This is a genomic window from Bradyrhizobium sp. CCBAU 051011, assembly GCF_009930815.1.
Taxonomy (GTDB): Bacteria; Pseudomonadota; Alphaproteobacteria; order Rhizobiales; family Xanthobacteraceae; genus Bradyrhizobium.
Window position 1 is genome coordinate 4,564,379 of the sequence record NZ_CP022222.1, and the last position, 21,233, is coordinate 4,585,611.

The window sequence follows — 21,233 nt, forward strand, 5'->3', positions numbered from 1 at the left end:
CGCCGCTACTTTTGTCAGGCGAACGTGATGTTCTGGTCCTTCAGCGGCACCGAACGAATCCGCTTGCCGGTGGCCGCGAAGTAGGCGTTGAGCACCGCGGGTGCGGCGACGCCGATGGTCGGCTCGCCAACGCCACCCCAGAAGCCGCCGCTCGGCACCATCACGCATTCCACCTTCGGCATCTCGGCGATGCGCATGGAATTGTAGGTGTCGAAGTTGGTCTGCTCCATCTTGCCGTCTTTCACCGTGCAGCCGCCATAGAACAGGGCGGACAGGCCGTACACGAAAGAGCCCGCGATCTGCCGCTCGACCTGCGCCGGGTTGACGATGTAGCCGGGATCGGTGGAAGCGACAATGCGATGCACCTTGATCTTGCTGCCCTCGGTGACGGAGATTTCGGCGGCACCCGCGACATAGCTGCCGTAGCCCATCACCTGCGCAATCCCGCGATAGACGCCTTGCGGCGCGGGCTTGCCCCAGCCGATCTTCTCGGCCACGGCGTTGAGCACGGCGAGATGTTTGGGGTGCTTGCTCATCAGCTTGCGGCGGAATTCGACCGGGTCCTGGCCGACCGAATGCGCCAGTTCGTCCATGAAGCATTCCATGTAGATCGCATTCTGGTTGACGTTGACGCCGCGCCAGAAGCCGGGCGGAACGTGCGGGTTGCGCATGGAATGCTCGACCAGCAGGTTCGGCACGGAGTAGCCGATCGCAGCGTCGCCGGAAGGACTGAGCCCCTGGAACGCAGCCGTATCCATCCCGTTCACCAGCGCCGCCGGACGCACGGTGTACAGGATCGACTGGCCGGACAATCGCACATGCAGCGCCGTGAGATTGTTGTCGGCATCGAAGGCGCCGGTCAGCTTGCACTGCGTGACCGGATGGAATTTGCCTTGCGCCATGTCCTCTTCGCGCGACCATAGCAGCTTGACCGGCGTGCCCGGCATCTCCTTGGCGATGAGAACCGCCTGCCGGACGTAGTCGGTCATGCCGCGGCGGCCAAAACCGCCGCCGAGGATGAGCTTGTGCACCTCGCATTTCTCGGCCGGCAATCCCGACGCTTCCATCGTGGCGGCAAATGCCGCTTCGCCGTTCTGCGTGCCGCACCAGACTTCGCACTTGTCCGGCGTATAGACCGCGGTCGCGTTCAGCGGCTCCATCGTGGCGTGGTTCTGGTAGGGATAGTTGTAGACCGCCTCGACCTTCTTGACGGCAGAGGCAATCGCCGCCTTGGCATCGCCGTTCTGGTTGCCGATAAAGGCCGGCTGCGAATTGTCGAGGCCCTCGGCCAGCCATTTTGCGATCGACTCGCTGGAGACTTTTGCGTTCTCGCCTTCGTCCCAGACGATCGGCAGCGCATCGAGCGCGGTCTTGGCGTGCCACCAGGTGTCGGCGACGACGGCGACTGCGCTATCGCCGACCTTCACCACCTTCTTGACGCCCTTCATGCCGGTGATCTTGGCTTCGTCATAGCTCTTCAGCTTGCTGCCGAAGACCGGCGCGTCCTTGATCGCGGCGTTGAGCATGCCGGGCAGCTTGATATCGGCGCCGTAGATCATTGCGCCCGTGGTCTTGTCGACGGTATCGAGCCGCTTCACGCCCTTGCCGGCGATCTTCCAGTCCTTCGGATCCTTCAGCTTGACGTCGGCGTCGGCCGGCGGCGTGAGCTTGGCTGCGGCTTCGACCACCTTGCCGTAGGTCGTGGTCCGGCCCGACGGCGTATGGGTGATGACGCTGTTGGCCGCGCTGCATTCCGAGGCTGGCACCTTCCACTCGTTCGCGGCGGCCTGCACCAGCATCATGCGCGCGGTGGCGCCGCCCTTGCGGACATATTCCTGGCTGGTGCGGATGCCACGGCTGCCGCCGGTCGAGAAATCGCCCCAGGCGCGCTTGCGTGCGACACTTTGACCCGGTGTCGGATATTCGGTGACGACCTTCGACCAGTCGCATTCGAGCTCTTCGGCGACGAGCTGGGCGAGGCCGGTGAGGGTGCCCTGGCCCATTTCCGAGCGGGCGACGCGAACTACCGTGGTGTTGTCGGGGCGGATCACCACCCAGACATTGACTTCCGGCGAGCCGTCGGCGGCGCGGACGACCTTCGGTCCGCCGAAGGGAATATCGAGACCGATCGCGAGGCCGGCGCCGGCAGCAGCGGTGCCGATTACGAAGGCGCGGCGGTTGAGCTTGGGCATGACGTGCTTGTTCATGGCGTCCTCCTCAAGCGTTCGCGGCGGCGTGGATCGCCTCGCGGACCTGCTGGAAGGTCCCGCAACGGCAGATATTGGTGATGGCCTCGTTGATGTCTTCGTCGGTAGGCTTTGGCTTCTCCTTGAGAAGCGCCGCAACCGCCATGATCATGCCGGCCTGGCAATAGCCGCATTGCGGCACGTCGTTGGCCACCCAGGCTTGCTGCACCTTATGCAGCGTGCCGCCAGTGGCGAGACCTTCGATCGTAGTGATCTGCTTGCCGACCGCTTCGCTGACGGTAACGCCGCAGGAGCGCATCGCGACGCCATCGATGTGCACGGTGCAGGCGCCGCATTGTGCAATGCCGCACCCATATTTGGTGCCGGTCAGCCCGACGTTCTCCCGGATTGCCCAAAGAAGTGGCGTGTCGTCTTCGACGTCCACATTGATCGATTTGCCGTTAATTGTGAGATTTGCCATCGCGTATCCCCTGTTCGCTCCATCCACCGAGGGAGCTGCGCGCGGAAGATGGCCCGCAACTTGGAATAGTTCAAATCAAGAAAATGCGTTTGTGCGCACGATAAAAAACTCGTTTTCGTGCCGGATGAAACTTGACCAGCCGGTGTTGCGGCGGGTGGGCGCGGTCGCCACCCATCGGCGCGGCGGGGCTAATCCGCGCTATCGAGGCGCTCGTTCAGCGCCTTCAAGGTTCGACTGGCGGCGGCAATCTCGTTGGGCGAGATCCCCTTGGCGAGGGCATTTGCCCACGGCGCCTGCAAATTCGTGGCGGCCGAAAAGGCATCCTGTCCACGCCTGGTCAGCGCAACGAGATGGGCGCGGCGGTGATTTGGGTTGGGGCGCAGCTCGACGAGGCCGTCGTCCCGCATCTCATTGACGATGCGCTGAACGCCCTGGCGATTAAGCCCCATGCTTCTCGCCAGCCACGCCACCGGCTGCAGGGTTGGCGAAAGGGCGATCGCGCCCAGCACCTGCCAGCGCGCGCTGGTCAGACCGAGATCGGCCACAAGGCGGTCGCCGGCCGCGAGCAGCCGTCCGTTGAGCCGGAACACCGCCAGCACCAGATCGGTCAGGGCCTCGCCGCCGGGCGTATGTCGTTTTGTCGCCATTTGACTATTAGTACCCAAGATGACAATATATTGTCAATTAGCAAACGATATCTGGAGTGAGTCATGTTTGCAGGACAGCTAGCGACGATCGTCGCCGCGGCATTCGCCGGCGCCGCATTTTTCATCAACTTCGCCGAACAGCCGGCCAGGCTGGCTCTCGATGACCGAGGTCTGTTGCGACAGTGGAAGCCAAGCTATGCGCGCGGCTTTACGATGCAGGCGAGTTGTGCGGTGATTTCAGGCGTGTTTGGCCTGATCGCCGCCTGGTTGACCGGGGACTGGCGCTGGATCGTCGGCGCGGTGCTCATTCTCGCCAACTGGCCCTATACGCTGATCGGCATCATGCCGACCAACCGCGTACTGAACGCTCTCGACGAGAAGGACGCCGGCCCGCAATCACGTGCGCTGATCGTGAAGTGGGGAGGGCTGCACGCGGTCAGGACGGGTCTCGGGATCGCGGCGACGCTGGCCTATCTCTGGGCGCTCAACTAGCAGTAGCGGCTGGCCGTGCTGCGTCGCCGGCCGTCACGTTTTCTCTGCGCCTACGGCGAGGCGCAGGAAACTCATCAGGCTCCCGAGCGCAGCAAATCCGGCTCCGAGCGCCAGCGCCACGGTCGCACCATTATGGCCGGCCAGCGCAAAGCACAGGGCGGCGAGCGCCGCGCCGAGGGTTTGTCCGGTCAGGCGCGCGGTCGCGACGATGCCGCTCGCGCTGCCACTGCGATGCGGCGGCGCGCTCGCCATCAGCGCCCGCAAATTGGGCGTTTGAAAAAAGCCGAATCCGATCCCGCAGACCACGGTGCGCCAGACGATGTTGGCAATGCTGGGGTCCGGCGGCAGCGTCGCCAGCAGCGCCATGCCGATGCCGAGTAGCACCAGCCCGATGCCGCCGAGAATGCCGACGGGATAGCGGTCGGACAATCGGCCTCCGATCGGCGCCATGATCGCCACCACCAGCGGCCACGGCGTCATGAAGAAGCCGGTCTCCACCTGCGAACGGTGCAGCACGTCCTCGAAGTAGAAGGGCAGCGAGACGAACGCCAGTCCCTGCACCGCGAATGCGCAGACCGAAGTTGCGGCCGACAGCGCGAACATCGGCCGCCGAAACAGATCGATCGGCAACATCGGCGCCGGATGGTCCGCATCTCTGCGCATCATGATCCAGCCAAGCAGCAACGCAGCGCCAAGCTCCAGTCCGACAAGGGCGGGTGGCGCCTGATGCGCGGCACTGCCGATGCCGATGATGAAAAGCCCGAGGCAGCTCGCGGTCAGTGCTGCGCTGGCAAAATCGAAGGCGTGCTTCGCGCGCGGCGTTTTCGGCAGCGTCTTCAGGCCGATCCAGATCGCGATTACGCCGAAGGGGATGTTGATCGCAAACAGCCACGGCCATGTTCCGATCGCAAGGATCGCCGAGGCAATGGTCGGGCCGAATGTGAATGCCGTTCCAACCACCAGTGCGTTATGTCCGAAGCCACGGCCGAGCATGTGGGTCGGGTAGACGAAGCGGACCAGCGCCGCGTTCACGCTCATGATGCCGCTGGCGCCCAGCCCTTGCAGCGCCCGGGCCGCTGTCAGGCTGGGCAGCGACCATGCCAGGGCGCAGCCGAGCGAAGCCAGCGTGAACAGGATGAGCCCGCCGATATAGATTCGCTCATGGCCGACGATTTCGCCGAGCGCACCGAGCGGCAGCAGCGTCGCCACCAGCGCGATCTGGTAGATATTGACCACCCAGACCACGTCGGCCGGGCTGACATGGAGGTCGGCGGCAATCGCGGGAAGTGCGACGTTCGCAATTGCCGTATCCAGCGAAGCCATCGCCAGCGCGGTAAAGATCGCCGCGACCGCCCAGCGCCGGAGTTCCGGGGGCAGGCCGTCGATCGGCGCGGTTGATGGCTTTGCGGTTGCATCTGCGGTCATTTCGTTCGGGCTCTCCACGCCGGGGGCGGTCGCGCCCACGGCGGCGTGTACTACGGACACGGTGCAAGCCACAGGCACACCGCTGCATGATGCGTATGCGAAGGGATGGACGCCCGCCGCGCCATATCCGCGCGCCGACCTTCGGATACCTTTCCGCCTGCCGAACGATCGACTAGGCTTGGGCGCACAGCGACCGCAGTTTTATAAAAAGACGGTCACCGGCGAGGGAAAACGCTTTGGACGGACTGGCGAGCCGGCGCAGCGAGGTCATGCGTAGCGCGAGTGAGGGCGGGCGTGGGCGCGTAGGGGCGGGGTTGTGGGTTTCGCTCCTGCTCGGAATCCTCGGCTTCCTCGTCATCTATCCGATCCTGATGCTGCTGCTCGGCGCGCTCACCGACACCAATCCGGTGGTCGACGGCATCCAGCTTAGTCACCTCTCAGTCACGAACTTCCTCACCGTGCTGGCGAACCCGAACGTCGCCGAGGCGCTCGCCAATACGCTGATCGCTTGCGGCGGCGGCACGCTGATTGCGGTCGCAGTCGGATTGCTGTTTTCCTGGATCGTCGTCCGCACTAATACGCCGTTCAAGGGTTTTATCGCGGCCGCGAGCATTTTGCCGCTGTTCGCGCCGCCGCTGGTCGCGGGCGTCGCATGGGCCATTCTCGGCTCCCCGAAGACCGGCCTGATCAACACCATGTTCAAATGGGTTGGGCTCGACTGGCGCGTCGATTTCTATTCGATGTGGGGACTGGTGTTCGTGTTCGGCATCTATTACGCGCCCTATGTCTACATGTTCACCTCGTCGGCGCTGCGCAACATGGACCCGAGCCTGGAGGAGGCTGCCGAGATTTCCGGCGCCAGCGCGTTCGCGACGCTGTTCACGGTGACGTTTCCGCTGATCATGCCGGCGATCGTCTCGGGCATGCTGCTGTCGTTCATCGTCATGCTCGGCATCTACGGCATCCCCGCGGTGCTGGGGGCGCCGACCAACCTGGCGGTGCTCACCACCTACATCTTCAAGCTCACCAACTGGTCGCCGCCGCTCTACAACACCGCCGCTGCAGTGGCGATCATCCTGATGGCCGTCACGGGCCTGCTGGTGTTTTTGCAGCACAAGGTGCTGAGCGGCCGCAGCTACACCACCGTCGCCGGCAAGGCGTTCCGGCCGCGCAGCCTCGATCTCGGGCGCTGGCGCTGGTTCACCTTCGGTCTCGGCATCGTCTATCTCCTGATCGTGGTGGTGCTGCCGTCGCTGGCGCTGATCGTTGCGGCGTTCCGGAAATTCATGTTCATCCGCGACGTCTCGAGCCTGTTCGACGCCAGGCAGTATTCGCTGATGCATTTTCACAGCATCTTCGACAATCCCTTGACCATGCGTTCGATCTACAATGCGGTCGAGGTCGGTATCATCACCGCCGTGGTCGGCGGGGCGCTCGCCTTTGCGATCGGCTACACCATCCACCGCACGCAAGTGATGGGCCGGCGCTGGATCGACGTGATCTCGACCTTGCCGGTGGCGATCCCGGGCCTCGTGGTCGGCGTTGCCTATCTCTGGGCATGGATCGGCATTCCCGGCGGTCTCTACGGCACCATCTGGATTCTGGCGCTGGCGTTCATCGCGCGCTTCATGCCGGATACGGTCAAATCATTGTCGACCTCGTTCCTGCAAATCCATCGCGAGCTCGAGGAAGCGGCATGGGTCTGCGGCAAGGGCGTGCTCGGCACCATCAGGACGATCGTGCTGCCGCTGGCGCGGCCCGGCGTGATGGCCTCGATGACGCTGCTGTTTGTGCTCGCGATCCGCGAACTCGGCTCGTCGCTGTTTCTCTACACCAGCGACACCATGGTGATGTCGGTGCTGCTGCTCGACTATTACGAGGGCGGGAACCTCGGAAAGACCGCCGCATTCAGCCTGGTGCAAACCGTTCTGCTCGGCGTTCTCATTGGCGGCGCCAATTGGCTGTCGCGCGGTGCGGCGCAGGGCAGCGTCGCCCGGACCGGATAACAAAACGAAGGGCAAAGGAAGGGAGGGATTGGCTATGACTGGAAGGATCCTCACCAACATCGTGGCAGCCGCCGGCATCGCCGGTCTCGCACTCACATGGGGCGCGCGGGCACAGGCGCAGGAATTCGGTCCGCCCGAATTAATCGCGGCGGCGAAAGCCGAAGGCAAGCTGGTGTTCTACACCGCGAATTTCGCCGAGGTCGAACAGCAGGTCATCAAGGCCTTCAACAAGCGATTCCCCGAAATCAAGATCGAGATGGTGCGCGCGCCAGGTGGTCAACTCATCACCCGGGTGAAGACCGAAGCGGCGGCCGGAAAACTCATCGCCGACGTGGTCGATCATTCCGACCGCGCGCTGATGCAGCCCCTGGCGGACATGTTCCAGGACTACGCGCCGCCAAATGCCGCCGACTACAATCCCGAATCGAAAATCGCACCGCAGCTCTGGCCGCGCGTCACGCTGGTATGGTCGATCGCCTACAACACCGAACTGGTGAAGAGCCCGCCCAAGACCTGGATGGACCTTACCAAGCCCGAATACAACAAATTGACCGGGCAGGTGATCGCCCCGTCTGGCGGCACCACATGGACCCGCGTGATGTTCGAACGCCAGGTGCTCGGCGAGGATTATTGGGCCAAGCAGGCAGCGACCCGTCCGGTACTTTATCCATCGGGCGCGCCGATGTCGGATTCGCTGGTACGCGGCGAAATCGCCATGGGGCCGTTGCTCTACAACGCGATCTATCCAAAGCAGAAGGATGGCGCGCCGATCCAGATCTTCTTTCCGCCGGAGGGCGCACCGGTCAATCCCTATGCCACGGGCATTCCGAAAACCGCCGCACACCCCAACGCCGCAAAGCTGTTTCTCAACTGGTGCCTGTCGAAGGAGGGCCAGACGTTCATGATCAAGGAGCTCGGCAATCTCACGTCGCTGAAGGTGCCGCCGGCCTATCCGGAGGGCTTTGATCCCAAGGTGGTCAAGGTCTGGTTCCCCAAGTTCGACGAGTATGTGAAGTTGCACACGGCCTGGGTGGCCGAGTGGAACAAGACCTACGGCTACGCGCAATGATCGTCAGATCAGTGGAATTGTCGGACCGATGACGGCGACCCTCGAAGTTACCGACCTGCGCAAGCAGTTTGCGATCGGCCGGCCGGCGATCGACGGCGTCAGTTTCGGCGTGCCGGCCGGCGAGATCGTGGTTCTGCTCGGTCCCTCCGGCTGCGGCAAGACCACGACGCTGCGCTGCGTCGCGGGGCTGGAACATCCGACATCGGGCGAGATCAGCATTGCCGGCAAGGTCGTCTCGTCGCCCGAGCGTGGCATTCTGGTGCCGCCGCGGTTGCGCGATCTCGGCATGGTGTTTCAGTCCTATGCGGTGTGGCCGCATATGACGGTGCGGCAGAACGTGGTCTATCCGCTCAAGCACCGCAAACTCTCTCGCGCGGACGCCCGCCGCAAGGTCGACGAGGCGCTCGAACTGGTCGGCCTGTCGGAATATGCCGAGCGGCCGGTGGTCGCATTGTCTGGTGGGCAGATGCAGCGCGTGGCGCTGGCGCGCAGCATCGTCTACCGGCCGCAATTGCTGCTGCTCGACGAGCCGCTGTCGAATCTCGATGCCAAATTGCGGTTGCGGCTGCGCGACGATCTGCGCGTCATCCTCAAGCAAACCGGAATGACCGCGCTGTATGTCACCCATGACCAGGCCGAGGCGGTGGTGCTGGGCGACCGCATCGGCGTGATGCGCGACGGCAAGCTGCTGCAGATGGATACGCCTGACGCGATCTATAACCGGCCGGCGGATCTGTTCGTCGCCAATTTCACCGGCGCGACCAACGAGCTCGCCGGCACGCTGGTGTCGCGCAACGGCGCGTTCGGCACAGTCGATTTCGGCGAGGGGCGGCGCGGCGAGGTGGCCTTGCTGCATCCGCTCAGCCCGGATGAGAAGGTACGCATCGCGCTGCGGCCGGAAAACATCACGATCGGCCAGCACAACGGCGCCAACGTCTTTTCCGCTCGCGTGCTCGATCGCCGCTACCAGGGCACGCAGACCGCCTATGGCATCGAGCTGTTCGGCCGGCGGCTGGAGGTGGTCGAGCTCGGCACCGCGGCCCGCCATCAGGTGGGGATCGAGACCGAGGTTTCGCTGCCGCGGGAAAGTTGCTGGGCTTATCGCGATACCGGGCCTGTGGCGTACGAGTAGGAAGCTCAAGCGCTCGGGCTCAACCCCAGCCTTTCATAAATCCGCCGCGCATAGGCGCCGAACTCATCCGTGGTCTTGATCGGCAATGCGCGGGGAAACGGCAGCTCGATCGGGAAATATTCCGCCATCCGCGCCGGGCCTGCGGTGAGCACGGCGCAATGCGAGGCCAAAAACACCGCTTCCTGAATCGAGTGCGTCACGAACAGGATGGTTTTGCCGCTCTCGCGCCAGATCCGCAGCATTTCGAGGTTCATCTGCTCGCGGGTCAGCGCATCGAGCGCGCCGAACGGCTCGTCCATCAGGATCAGTTTTGGGTCGTGGATGAACGCGCGCGCAATCGCCGTGCGCTGCTGCATGCCGCCGGACAATTGCTGCGGATATTTGTTCTCGTAGCCGGCGAGGCCAACAAGGTTGAGCAGGTCGCGGGCGCGGTCCCGCGCCGGCTTCATGGGCAGGCCGACGATTTCGGCGGGCAGCAAAACGTTATCGAGGATAGTTCGCCATTTCAGCAGCAGGGCCTGCTGGAACACCATGCCGATGTCGCGCGCGGGGTCGAACGGTGTTCTCGAATTGCCGATCTTGATGGTGCCGCCATCGGCATCATGCAGCCCGGCCAGGATCTTCAGCACGGTGGTCTTGCCGCAGCCGGAGGGGCCGACGAGGGATACCAGCTCGCCTTCCTTCACGTCCATGGTGACATCGGAGACGGCGAGGAATTCCGTGCCCTTGGACCGATAGACCTTGCGGACGTTCTTCAGGCTGATGAAAGGCTCGTCGGCGCTCATGCCAGCCATTTCTGCAGGTTCGCCTTCACGAAGGTGTCGTCGGAAAGGTCGGCATGCTCGCGGCAGACGCGGTCGATCTCCTGCATCTGGCCGGGGCTGAGACCCTCGGCGGGATCGAGGCACCAGAGGCCCTGCATCAATCCTTGCCGCCGCAGCACTTCATGGCAGCCTGCGATGCAGCCATGGAAATTGTTGGCGACATCGAAGAATGCGCTGTTGCAATCGGTGACGCGGGCGTCGAGCGCCAACAAATCGGCCGGTACGGTGTCCTTGCCGCGCGCTGCCTTGCACATCTCGAACTGCATGATCGCGCTCGCGGTCCACACCGACCAGTGCCCGAGCAGGCCGCCCCTAAAGTAGGCGCGGGTGGTGACGCCCTTGTCGCGCAGATCGAAGGGCAAAGTGAGGTCCAGCAGAATGTGGTCGTCATTGCCGGTATAGAGCGCGACCCGGTCGAGCGCGCCGGCCGCCGCCACGCCGCGCAGAACGTCAAGCGTCCGGTAGCGATTGAACGGCGCGATCTTGATCGCGATGACGTTATCGATGGAAGCGAAGCGGCGCCAGAAATCGGCGCTGAGGATGACGCCGCCGACCGCCGACTGCAGATAGAAGCCGACCAGCGGGATCTCGCGTGCCACCGCCGCGCAATGGGAGATGATGTCGTCCTCGGAAGCCGATTTCATCGCTGCAAGGCTGAGCAGGCCGGCATGGTAGCCGATGCCGCGTGCAGTCTGCGCCTCCGCAACGGCTTGCTTTGTCGGACCGGCGAGCCCCGCGACCATCGCGACCGGTCGTTGGGCCCATGAAGCGGCGGTCTCCGCTGCCAGTTCCAGCACCGGCCGGTACAGACCGACCTCGCGGATCGCGAATTGGGTCGTGTGCACGCCGACGGCGAGGCCACCGGCACCGGCATCGAGGTAATAGCGCGTCAGCGCCCGCTGATGCCTGACATCGAGCGCGCGGTTGGCATCGAGCGCAAGCGGATGCGCCGGCAGCACGGTGCCGTCGGCGATCAGCTTGCGGACTTCGGCCTTGATCTCGCTGTGGTGCATCGGCACTTCCTATCCAAATTCCGGCCCGGCGACGGCGAACGGCAGTTGCGCAGGCGGCGCGGTGGGACGGCCAAAGCGCATCCGCTGAAACGGCCGCTCGATGTTCCAGCCTGACTGAACGAGCTCCTGCAGAAACGCTTCCTGAGAATGAACGGCGTCGATCAGCCACGGTCCAGTCTCGGAGCCGACGATGGCGTCCACCAGCGCCAGCGCCTGCTCGGTTCGATCGGCCAGCAGTGGCCCGATCTGCCGCGCGGCGCGCCCATCGCGTACGAGGGCCATGGCGCGATCATCCGACACGATGCGCGAGCCCGGTCGCGCAGAAAATTCCGACAGCAACGTGCTTCGGTCGAACCCCATGGCGCTGCTATCGCGCGTGGCCAAGGCGTCGATCCTGCCGGCCGCCAGCAGCCGCGTTGCTGTGGCGCCTTGCGGCTTTTCCAGCCGCAGCCGCCGCAATTGCAGTGTCGGCGTGAAGCCGAGCGGACCATAGACGGTGGCGCCTGCCGGCGTCGCATCCAGCCAGGCGGTGAGGCCGCGCCGAGCCGCCGCGCCGAGGCAGGCGTCGACCAGCTTTGTCGCAATGCCACGGCGGCGAAAGTCTGAGGTCACCAGCACCATGCTGATCCAGGCATTGCCCGCCGAGTACGGTAGCAGGGCGGCTGATGCTACCAGCCTCGTGTCGTGACGCACGCCGAACACAACGCCATTGCTCAGGAAAAAGCGCCAGTCGGCCTCGTTCTGGTTCCAGCCCGCTTCGGTCGACAATACCAGCCCGGCTGGCGCATCGTCGACGTCGAGCTCGACGATGTCGATCGGCTCAATAGCGGCCATCGCGCACCTCGTATTTGGTGGGCTTGCCGAGGCTGGGCATCGATCGCGATACCCAGTCGGCGGTCCAACTGATGAGTTGCTCGGTGTCGACGATCGGCAGGCCGAACAATTTCACCGCCTGCGAAGTGTCGGTGAGCCACGCCGTCGGCTCCTCCTTGCCGGTGATGACGGGCGCGCGGCCGAAGCGCTGGCCGAATTTCGCGGCAAGATCGCGCACGGCCAAAATCTCATGGCCGCTGACATTGATCGGCGAGGTCGGTGTGTCGCAATGCGCGAGGCAGCGCAGCGCCTGCGCGGAGGCGTCGCCCTGCCAGATGAAATTGACATGGCCGAGGCTGACGTCGATCGGCTTGCCCTGCAGCACCTTGCTGGCGATGTCGTGCAGCACGCCGTAGCGCATGTCGATCGCGTAATTGAGCCGGAACAGCCGCCCCGGCGTCGAATGCTTTTTCGAGAAATACTCGAACATGCGTTCGCGCCCGACGCAGGATTGCGCGTATTCGCCGGGCGGGTTCGGCGCCATGTTCTCGTCCGAGCCCTTGCCGTTGACGGGCACGAACGGATAGACGCAGCCGGTCGAGAACGCGACGATGCGTGAAGTAGAAAAGGCCTGCGCGACAAGGGCAGGGACATGCGAATTCATCGCCCAGGTCAGCGAGAGATCGCCCTCGGCGCCGAACTTGCGTCCGGCCATGAATACGATATTCGGAATCTTTGGCAGCGCCTTGATCTCGGTCTCGTCGAGCAGATCGCAATTAATGGTCTCGACGCCGCGGGCCTGCAGCCAGTTTTTCACGCCGGCATCGCTGAAGCGGGCGACGCCGACCACGCGGCGCTTCGGCGCGGCCGCCTTGGCAAGGCCGGCCAATGTCGGACCCATCTTGCCGGCGACACCCAAAATCATGATGTCGCCGTCGACCTTGTGGAGATCGTCGATCAGCGCCTGGCTCGGGCGGCACAGCAGTTCGTCCAGTGCTGCGATATCCGAAATCGTCTGCGGCAGGCTTTCGCGCGTTAACAGCATGTTTCTTCCCGTCTTATTGCAGCCGGATATCCCGGACGACGAACATCCGCTCCAGGCCGAGCACGAGCCCATACAGCGCCACGCCCAGCAATGTCAGCAGCACGACGGCCATCACCATCGCCGGCGTATCGAGCGACGACTGCACCTGGATCATGAGGTAGCCGAGCCCTCGCTCGGAGGCGATGAACTCGCCGACGATGGCGCCGGCCACCGCCAGGATCGCGCCAACCTTCATTCCGGAAAACACGTAAGGCAGCGCGCCCGGCAACTGGATCTTCCGGAACAATGTCCAGCGCGAGCCGCGCAACGATTTTACGAGATCCAACAGGTCCGGCTCGACTTCGCTCAAGCCTCGGGCTGTCGTCAGCAGGATCGGAAAGAAGCAGATCGAGAACGCGATCAGGATGTTCGGGAAGATGCCGTAGGAGAACCAGACGATGAACAGGGGGCCGAGCGCCACTTTCGGAATCATGTTCAGCGTCACGAACAGCGGCAGCAGCAACAGGCTGATCAGCGGCGACCAGGTGAACATCACCGCCAGCGTGATGCCGACCACCGCGCCGAGGCAGAACCCGCCGAGAATTTCGGCCGCCGTCACCGCGAGATTGGAAAGCCAGGCATAACCGGGCGTGCCCAGCGTCTTGACGGTTGCAAGCGGCGAAGGCAGGATGAATTTCGGCACCTGAAAGAGGTCGACCAGCACCTGCCAGAGCACGATCACGGCCAGATGCACGATCAGGATGATCGCGAAAGACCGTGCCGATCCGCCATCCCCGCTGAACACCAGATACTCCCGTTAGACTCGTAGCCGGTTCCCGGCCGCGTGGCGGCAATCTATCGCGGCCTCTCCTACCGATCAACCATCTGGTTGATTAGGGGCGCAGCGAATGCATCACCAGATCGACCACGTGTTTCCGGCGGGCCTGCCGGGCGGCCCGGCTCGACAGGTCCTTGCCGAAGATCGCCGACAGGGTCGGCGTATTCGAAAAGTAGAAATAGCTGAGTCCGGCGATCGAGATGTAGAGGTGAACGGGGTTGATACCTCTACGGAAGATGCCGGCCTTCACGCCCTGGGACAGGGTGGTCGAAACCAGGCTGACCAGCGGCGAATGCATCGCTTCCAGCTTGCGCGAACCGCGGACATGGCGGGCGCCGCCACGGTTTTCGTCGTTCAGCAGCACGATGAAGTCAGGGTGTGCGGCGAGGTAGTCGAAGGAACTTTCGATCAGCTTCTTGATCGCCTGCTCGGGCGGCAGTCCCTCGAGGTTAAGCTCGCGCTCCTGGGCACGGATTTCCTCATAGACCCATTCCAGTACCGCCAGATAGAGCGCGTCCTTGTCGCCGAAATAGTGGTAGACAAGCTGCTTGTTAACGCCCGCGCGCGCGGCAATCTCATCGACGCGGGCGCCGGCAAGGCCGCTGCTGGCGAACTCGCGCCGCGCCGCCGTCAGTAGTTTTTTCCGGGTCGCGGCCGGATCGCGCCGCTGCGGCTTTAAGTCGTCAGGTCGTTTCTTGGGCATTTCCAACCAAATAGTTGACAAGTCGTCTGGTCCCTTGTTGCATTGGTAGCGTCACGGATGCGCGACGACAAGATCGGTTGCAGAACGAGGAGGGTGCAATGAAGGCTTTGCGAATTGCGGGATTGGCGCTTGCGCTTGCCATGCCGGCTGCTCCCAGCGTTGCGGCCGAGGCGGTCAACCTCGTCCTGAACTGGACGCCGACGGCGGATCATTCGCCGTTCTACTACGCCAAGTCACAAGGCTGGTACGAGAAGGCCGGCATCGATCTCACGATCGAGGTTGGCAAGGGCTCCGGCGTTTCCTCCCTGAAAGTCGGCTCCGGCGGCTCGCCGTTCGGCATCGCTGATCTCGCGACCGCGCTGGTGGCCAAGAGCAAGGGCGCCGACGTGGTGGCGCTGATGAGCATCTACGCCAACACTGGACAGACCTTCTACTGGCTGAAGAGCTATGGCGTGAACGGGCCGAAGGACTTTCCGAACCACAAGATCGGCAATCCGCCCGGCGATGCCTCGCGGGTAATGTGGCCGGCCTTCGCCAAGGCCGCCGGCATCGCACCCGACTCGGTGAATTTCGTCAATGTCGGCCCGACCGCCAAGATCGCGGCACTGAAGAGCCATACCGTCGATATCATCAGCGACTTCTACAACGAGCACGATTTGAAGGTGATCGAGTTCGGCGCCGATCTCGGCTTCATCAACTGGAAGGATATCGGGCTCAATCCCTACGGCAACTCGCTGATCGTCAACGGCGCCTATCTGCAAAAGAATCCGAAACTGGTCGAGGAGTTCGTCAAGATCAGCCAGAAGGCCTATGCCGCCTGCGTCGCCGACGTTGCGCCTTGCCTCAAGGCGCTGCTTGACCAGGCTTCGGGTCTGGACAAGGAAAACCAGCAGCGCCAGTGGGAGCGCATCAAGTTTTTGATGACGGATGAATTCACCACGACCAAGGCGCTAGGCTGGATCGACGCCGAGCGGATGAAGAAGGATTACGAGTTGGTGCAGACCTATTTCGGCATGGAAAAGCCTTTCGACGTGAACACGGCGTTTTCGGTCAAGATGCTGGATACGTCAATCAAGATGGATGCGAGCAAGGTGAAGAAGTAGTTGGGCAGGCTCTCTCGTCCGTCATTGCGAGGAGCGAAGCGACGACCTGTCCGCCGTAGCTCGGAGAGCGAAGGCGGAAGCAGCCCACCTATCCCTGCGTAGATAGGTGGGTTGCTTCGCTTCGCTCGCAATCACGGCTGCGCAGACGAGGGGAACAATGATAATGATGGGCACCTTCGCCACTTCCGAAAGGCGCCCGGATGACAATGACTGACCATGCCCCGTCCTCGCATAGCCTCCCGATCGACAAGGAGCGGCTGCGCCAGAAATATCTGGAGGAGCGTAACAAGCGGCTGCGCCCGGAAGGCAACGATCAGTACATCCGCGTCGCGGGGCAGCTCGCGCATTATCTCGACGATCCCTATACGCCGGTCACCGCGCGCGAGCCGAAAACCGACCACGTCACCTTCGCCTTCATCGGCGGCGGCTTTGCCGGCCTCGCCACATCAGCGCGAATGTCGGAAGCCGGGGTCACGGACGTCCGCATCATCGAGAAGGGCGGCGATTTCGGCGGCACCTGGTACTGGAATCGCTATCCAGGCGCGCAATGCGACACGGCGTCGATGGTCTACATGCCCTTGCTCGAAGAGACCGGGCACATGCCGTCGGAGAAATATGCGCATGCGCCGGAAATCCTCGCGCACTGCCAGCGCATCGGCAAGCAATATGGTCTCTACGACAACGCGCTGTTCCACACCGAGGTCGTGAGCCTCGATTGGGACGAGGCAAAATCGCGCTGGAATATCCGCACCAACCGTGGCGATGCGTTCACCGCGCAGTTCATCGGTATGGGTACGGGCCCGCTTCACGTGCCGAAGCTGCCCGGCATTGCCGGCATCTCTTCGTTCAAGGGCCATTCGTTCCACACCAGCCGCTGGGACTATGACTACACCGGCGGCAACCCCTCCGGCGCACCGTTGGAAAAGCTGGCGAACAAGCGCGTCGGCATCATTGGCACGGGCGCGACGTCGGTGCAGTGCGTGCCGCATCTCGCGCGTGCCTGCAAGGAGCTCTACGTCTTCCAGCGCACGCCGTCCTCTGTCGATGTGAGGGCCAACGCGCCGATCGATCCGGAGTGGTTTGCAGGGATAGCTACACCCGGCTGGCAGCAGCGCTGGCTGGAGAATTTTACGGCGAACCAGGCCGGCGGCTCTGCGGAAGAGGATCTGGTGCAGGACGGCTGGACCGATCTGTCGCGGCGGATTCGCGCCAAGGTCATGCATCTGCCGCGCGAGCAGCGAACGCCGGCAAACATGCTGGCGGCGTTTGAGGATTCCGATTTCGAGAAGATGGAGGAAATCCGCGCCCGGGTTGACAGCATCGTCAATGACCGCGAGGCCGCCGCAAAGCTCAAGGCCTGGTATCGCCAGCTCTGCAAGCGACCGTGCTTCCACGATTCCTATTTGCAGGCCTTCAACACGCCGGGTACGCATCTCGTCGATACCGACGGCAAGGGCGTCGAGCGTATCACCAAGAACGGTGTCGTGGTTGCGGGCAGGGAATACCAGCTCGACTGTATCATCTATGCCTCGGGATTTGAGGTCGGCACCGAGTACAAGGGGCGCGCCGGCTTCGACCTGACCGGCCGTGGCGGCGTCAAGTTGTCGGAGCATTGGGCGTCCGGCATGCGCACCAAGCACGGCATTCACGTTCACGGCTTTCCGAACGCCTTCTTCGTCCAGCCGACGCAGGGCGCCAATCTCATCTCCAACGTGCCGCACAACCTGACCGAAGCCGCGCGGACCATCGCGCTGATGGTCCGGCATGCCCAGACGAACGGCTTCAAGGAGATCGAGGTCACCAGGGAGGCGGAAGAGCGCTGGGTCGAGCTGCTGCTGACCGGCGCCGGCCGCATGATCGGCTCGCCCGACTGCACGCCCGGCTACTACAACAATGAAGGACGCGAGCCCGGTCCTGCGGCCAAGCTCAATGTCGGCCATCCCGCAGGCCCGATGGCCTACTTCAAATATATCGAGGGTTGGCGCAACAGCGGCGAGTTCGAGGGACTGCAGTTTCGCTGACGTCGTTCGGGTTTTTCGACCTTCTGTCTTGTGCAAGGGAGCAAGCAACAATGAGCCAACCAGCCACGATCGAAACACCCCGGGAGTCTCCAAAGGAAGCTTCCGCCTCCGTCATCGCGCAGCACGCGGCGACGCTGAAGGCGCTGCCGTTTTCCGACACGCGCGATTTCGACGACGCGACGCGCGGCTTCGTTGGCACGGTGGAGAACGCAAAGATCACCTCGCCACAGGGCAGGGTGTTCTGGAGCCTCGAGCCTTATGGCTTTCTTTCCGCTGAGCAAGCGCCGCTGACGGTCGATCCCAGCCTGTGGCGGCAGTCGCGGCTCAACATGCATCACGGCCTATTCGAGGTGGTATCAGGCGTCTATCAGGTGCGCGGGCTCGACATCGCCAACATGACGCTGATCGAGGGTGACAGCGGCGTGATTGTGGTTGATACGCTGACCTCGATCGAAGGCGCGCGGGCGGCGATGGAGCTCTATTTCCAGCATCGCGGCAAACGGCCGGTCGCGGCCGTGATCTTCACCCATACCCACACCGACCATTGGGGCGGCGCGCGCGGCGTGCTCGACGATGCAATGCGCGCCGGCGGTGAGGTGCCGATCATTGCGCCCAATCTGTTCATGGAGCATGCGGTCTCCGAAAACATCATCGCCGGCCCGGCCATGCTGCGGCGTGCGCAGTATCAGTTCGGGCCGTTCCTTGCCAAGGGCGTGCGTGGACAGGTCGATTGCGGGCTGGGCAAGACCATGGCGGCGGGGGCGGTCGCGCTGGTGCGTCCGACCGACCTGATCATGGCAACCGGCGACAACCGGACGATCGACGGTGTCGAGTTTGAATTCCAGATGGCGCCGAACAGCGAAGCGCCGGCCGAGATGCATTTCTTCATCCCGCGCTACAAGCTTCTCAACCTTGCGGAAAACTGTACGCATAATTTCCACAATCTGCTGCCGTTCCGCGGCGCCGACGTGCGCGACGCGCTGGCCTGGTCAAAGTATCTCGGCGAAGCCTTGCAGATGTGGGGCGGCAAGGCGGATGCGATGTGCGGCCAGCACCATTGGCCGGTCTGGGGCCAGGAGCGGATCGATACCATGATCCGCCAGCAGCGCGATCTCTACAAGTTCGCACATGACCAGACCGTTCGCCTGATGAACCACGGGCTCACCGCTGCCGAGATCGCGGAGACCATCCGCCTGCCGGCGAGCCTGGAGGGCGCCTGGCACGGCCGCGGCTATTACGGTCACATCAGGCATAACGTGAAGGCAATCTACCAAAAATATCTCGGCTGGTACGACGCCAATCCGGTCAACCTCGATCCTTTGCCGCCGGTCGAGTCAGGCAAGAAATATGTCGAGTATATGGGCGGCGCGGACGCAATCCTGACGCGGGCGCGAGCGGATTTTGCCAAGGGCGAATTCCGCTTCGTCGCGCAAGCCGTGAGCCATCTGGTGTTCGCCGAGCCAGACAATCAGGCGGCGCGGGCGATGCTTGCCGATACCTTCGAACAGCTCGGTTATGCCTCCGAAAGTTCGACTTGGCGCAACGCTTATTTGTTCGGTGCGCAGGAATTGCGGCAGGGCATGCCGAAGGCGCCGCCGCGTTCCACGATGCCGCGCGAAACGCTGGCCGCGCTGCGCACCGAGCAGCTCTGGGACGTGCTCGGCGTTCGTCTGAATGGCCCCAAGGCCGAAGGCCAGCGCATCGTGCTGAACTGGAATTTCACCGATACCAATGAGAGCTTCATTCTCAACCTGGAAAATTGCGCGCTGACTTATACAGCCGGCGCGCAAGCCGCCGACGCCGATGCTACCTTTACCCTGGCACGCGGCGTGCTCGACGACGTGATCGCCAAGCTGACCACGTTCCCCGAAGCGGTCAGCGCCGGCAAGATCAAGGCCGCCGGCAACCCGATGCGTCTCGGCGAGTTGATGATGCTGATGGATGAATTCCCGCGAATGTTCGAGATCGTCGAGCCGAAGCGGACAGTGATCTCCTAGCGTCATTGCGAGCAAAGCGACTTGTCCGCCGAAGCCTTGGCGAAGGGCGGAAGCAATCCATTCTCCATGCGCGGTGAGATGGATTGCTTCTCGTTTCACTCCTCGCAATGACGGAGCGTGGAGAGTTGTAGGGTGGGCAAAGGCGCCTACGCGCCGTGCCCACCATCTGTCCGGATCCATTGCTTGATGGTGGGCACGCTGCGCTTTGCCCACCCTACGGCCGTCTTGCGACGACAAGGGAAGGCGTTATCGCGCCGCTACTCCGCGCTGCTGACGAGCTTGATCCGCGGCTCCGCTTCTTCCACCAGGCCGCGATAGGCGGCGAGATAATCCAGCGCCATGCGGCGCGCGGTAAACCGTGCTTCGAACTGTTTGCGGATGGCGGCCCGGTCCAGCGCAGCGAGACGGTCGACCACAGCGACCGCGCTGGTTTCGTCTTCCACGACGAAGCCGGTGAGGCCTGGGTCGATGATCTCCGGCACCGAGCCGCGGTTATAGGCAAGGACCGGCGTGCCGCAGGCCATGGCTTCGATCATCACCAGGCCGAACGGCTCCGGCCAGTCGATCGGGACAAGGAGGCCGATCGCGCCGCTGAGGAAATCGGGTTTCTCACGGTCGCTGATCTCGCCGATAAATTCGACCAGCGGATTGGCCTTGATCAGCGGGGAGATCAACTCATCGTAATATTCCTGGTCGGCGCGGTCGACCTTGGCTGCGATCTTGAGCGGAATACCGCATCGCGTCGCGATCCGGATGGCACGATCAACGCCCTTTTCCGGCGCGATGCGCCCGAGCACGGCGAGATAGGATGGCCTCACCTGCTGCGGCGTCAGCAGATCCTCCGGCAGTCCATGGTGAATGGTGCGCACCCAATTGGCCTGCGGCACCGGCCGCCGCTGTGAGTTGGAAATCGATATCACCGGGATCTTGGAGAAGGTCGTGAACACCGGCTGATGCTCCGGCAGGTCGAGCCGGCCGTGCAGCGTCGTCAAAAACGGCGTCGGCTGCCGGTAGAACAGCGAGAATGGATAGTAATCGAGATGAAAGTGCAGAAAATCGAACTCTTCATCGTCGCATTTCTGCCGCACGCGCTCCAGCATCACCATATGCAGCGCGTTGGGGTCGCGCACCGAGCCGTCGAGGCGCAAGGCCTTCGGCCAGGCTGCGTCGAGTTTCGCCGAGGTGCGGGAATCGCCGCTGGCGAACAACGTGACTTCATGCCCTAACGCTACCAGTTCTTCAGTCAGCCAGTGCACCACCCGCTCGGTGCCGCCGTACAGTTTGGGGGGAACAGCCTCCGTCAGCGGGGCGACCTGCGCGATGCGCATCTTTCGTCTCCTGTTTGGAATGATAGTTGAATGAAGCCCTCAGCCCGCAAGTCGACACCGGTGTGCCGATAGGTGGAACGTTCTTGCATCTGCGAAGTTCCACTCATCGGCGCATCTTGGTTCTTCCACAC

Annotated in this window: 18 protein-coding genes; 7 read left to right on the plus strand and 11 right to left on the minus strand. The window is 63.3% G+C overall.

Features of this window, described 5'->3' with window-relative positions; genetic code table 11:
• Window positions 1-14: 14 nt before the first annotated feature.
• The 3 genes from ACH79_RS21445 to ACH79_RS21455 form a co-directional block, all read right to left on the minus strand.
• Complete coding sequence (locus ACH79_RS21445; protein ID WP_161852761.1) at window positions 15-2,207, minus strand: molybdopterin cofactor-binding domain-containing protein; 2,193 nt, start codon at window positions 2,205-2,207, stop codon at window positions 15-17.
• Window positions 2,208-2,217: 10 nt separating this feature from the next.
• Complete coding sequence (locus ACH79_RS21450) at window positions 2,218-2,667, minus strand: (2Fe-2S)-binding protein (protein WP_161852762.1); 450 nt, start codon at window positions 2,665-2,667, stop codon at window positions 2,218-2,220.
• A gap of 188 nt (window positions 2,668-2,855) precedes the next feature.
• Window positions 2,856-3,314 carry a MarR family winged helix-turn-helix transcriptional regulator gene (locus ACH79_RS21455; protein ID WP_161852763.1) on the minus strand — a complete coding sequence of 153 codons (459 nt, stop codon included), beginning with the start codon at window positions 3,312-3,314 and terminating at the stop codon, window positions 2,856-2,858.
• A 63-nt stretch (window positions 3,315-3,377) separates the two neighbouring features.
• On the opposite strand from ACH79_RS21455, the gene ACH79_RS21460 reads away from it, so the two are divergent.
• Entirely contained in the window at window positions 3,378-3,806 is a 429-nt protein-coding gene (locus tag ACH79_RS21460; RefSeq protein WP_161852764.1) for a DUF1772 domain-containing protein, read from the plus strand.
• A gap of 33 nt (window positions 3,807-3,839) precedes the next feature.
• Here ACH79_RS21460 and ACH79_RS21465 read toward each other — a convergent pair whose 3' ends face one another.
• Window positions 3,840-5,231: an MFS transporter gene (locus ACH79_RS21465; protein ID WP_161852765.1), complete on the minus strand. Its 1,392-nt coding sequence runs from the start codon at window positions 5,229-5,231 to the stop codon at window positions 3,840-3,842.
• 269 nt (window positions 5,232-5,500) lie between these two features.
• Between ACH79_RS21465 and ACH79_RS21470 the strand changes: the two genes are divergently transcribed.
• From ACH79_RS21470 to ACH79_RS21480, 3 genes are read left to right on the plus strand one after another with little or no spacing between them, the layout of a single operon-like run.
• Window positions 5,501-7,237, plus strand: coding sequence for an iron ABC transporter permease (locus ACH79_RS21470; protein ID WP_161852766.1), 1,737 nt, complete (start codon window positions 5,501-5,503; stop codon window positions 7,235-7,237).
• Between the two features lie 34 nt (window positions 7,238-7,271).
• Window positions 7,272-8,306: an ABC transporter substrate-binding protein gene (locus ACH79_RS21475; protein ID WP_161852767.1), complete on the plus strand. Its 1,035-nt coding sequence runs from the start codon at window positions 7,272-7,274 to the stop codon at window positions 8,304-8,306.
• 28 nt (window positions 8,307-8,334) lie between these two features.
• Window positions 8,335-9,438, plus strand: coding sequence for an ABC transporter ATP-binding protein (locus ACH79_RS21480; RefSeq protein ID WP_161852768.1), 1,104 nt, complete (start codon window positions 8,335-8,337; stop codon window positions 9,436-9,438).
• A 5-nt stretch (window positions 9,439-9,443) separates the two neighbouring features.
• Here ACH79_RS21480 and ACH79_RS21485 read toward each other — a convergent pair whose 3' ends face one another.
• The 6 genes from ACH79_RS21485 to ACH79_RS21510 form a co-directional block, all read right to left on the minus strand.
• Window positions 9,444-10,232, minus strand: a complete 789-nt coding sequence (locus tag ACH79_RS21485) for an ABC transporter ATP-binding protein (protein ID WP_161852769.1) — start codon at window positions 10,230-10,232, stop codon at window positions 9,444-9,446.
• Window positions 10,220-11,275, minus strand: a complete 1,056-nt coding sequence (locus ACH79_RS21490) for a dihydrodipicolinate synthase family protein (RefSeq protein WP_161852770.1) — start codon at window positions 11,273-11,275, stop codon at window positions 10,220-10,222. Before ACH79_RS21490 ends, ACH79_RS21485 begins: the two co-directional genes overlap by 13 nt.
• 9 nt (window positions 11,276-11,284) lie before the next feature.
• A complete protein-coding gene (locus ACH79_RS21495) occupies window positions 11,285-12,109 on the minus strand; it encodes a GNAT family N-acetyltransferase (protein WP_161852771.1) in 825 nt (274 codons plus the stop codon).
• Window positions 12,096-13,133, minus strand: coding sequence for an NAD(P)-dependent oxidoreductase (locus tag ACH79_RS21500; protein ID WP_161852772.1), 1,038 nt, complete (start codon window positions 13,131-13,133; stop codon window positions 12,096-12,098). Before ACH79_RS21500 ends, ACH79_RS21495 begins: the two co-directional genes overlap by 14 nt.
• A 13-nt stretch (window positions 13,134-13,146) precedes the next feature.
• Entirely contained in the window at window positions 13,147-13,917 is a 771-nt protein-coding gene (locus ACH79_RS21505; protein WP_161852773.1) for an ABC transporter permease, read from the minus strand.
• Between the two features lie 88 nt (window positions 13,918-14,005).
• Window positions 14,006-14,653, minus strand: coding sequence for a TetR/AcrR family transcriptional regulator (locus ACH79_RS21510; RefSeq protein ID WP_161852774.1), 648 nt, complete (start codon window positions 14,651-14,653; stop codon window positions 14,006-14,008).
• 98 nt (window positions 14,654-14,751) lie between these two features.
• Between ACH79_RS21510 and ACH79_RS21515 the strand changes: the two genes are divergently transcribed.
• The 3 genes from ACH79_RS21515 to ACH79_RS21525 all read left to right on the plus strand — a co-directional run bounded on the left by ACH79_RS21515 (window position 14,752) and on the right by ACH79_RS21525 (window position 19,774).
• The gene (locus ACH79_RS21515) at window positions 14,752-15,756 is read left to right on the plus strand and encodes an ABC transporter substrate-binding protein (RefSeq protein WP_161852775.1); all 1,005 of its coding nucleotides are present in this window, start codon (window positions 14,752-14,754) and stop codon (window positions 15,754-15,756) included.
• A 200-nt stretch (window positions 15,757-15,956) separates the two neighbouring features.
• Window positions 15,957-17,777: an NAD(P)/FAD-dependent oxidoreductase gene (locus tag ACH79_RS21520; RefSeq protein ID WP_161852776.1), complete on the plus strand. Its 1,821-nt coding sequence runs from the start codon at window positions 15,957-15,959 to the stop codon at window positions 17,775-17,777.
• Between the two features lie 50 nt (window positions 17,778-17,827).
• Complete coding sequence (locus tag ACH79_RS21525) at window positions 17,828-19,774, plus strand: alkyl/aryl-sulfatase (protein WP_161852777.1); 1,947 nt, start codon at window positions 17,828-17,830, stop codon at window positions 19,772-19,774.
• Between the two features lie 257 nt (window positions 19,775-20,031).
• On the opposite strand, the gene ACH79_RS21530 is transcribed toward ACH79_RS21525, so the two are convergent.
• Window positions 20,032-21,102, minus strand: coding sequence for a glycosyltransferase family 4 protein (locus ACH79_RS21530; RefSeq protein ID WP_161852778.1), 1,071 nt, complete (start codon window positions 21,100-21,102; stop codon window positions 20,032-20,034).
• Window positions 21,103-21,233 lie beyond the last annotated feature (131 nt).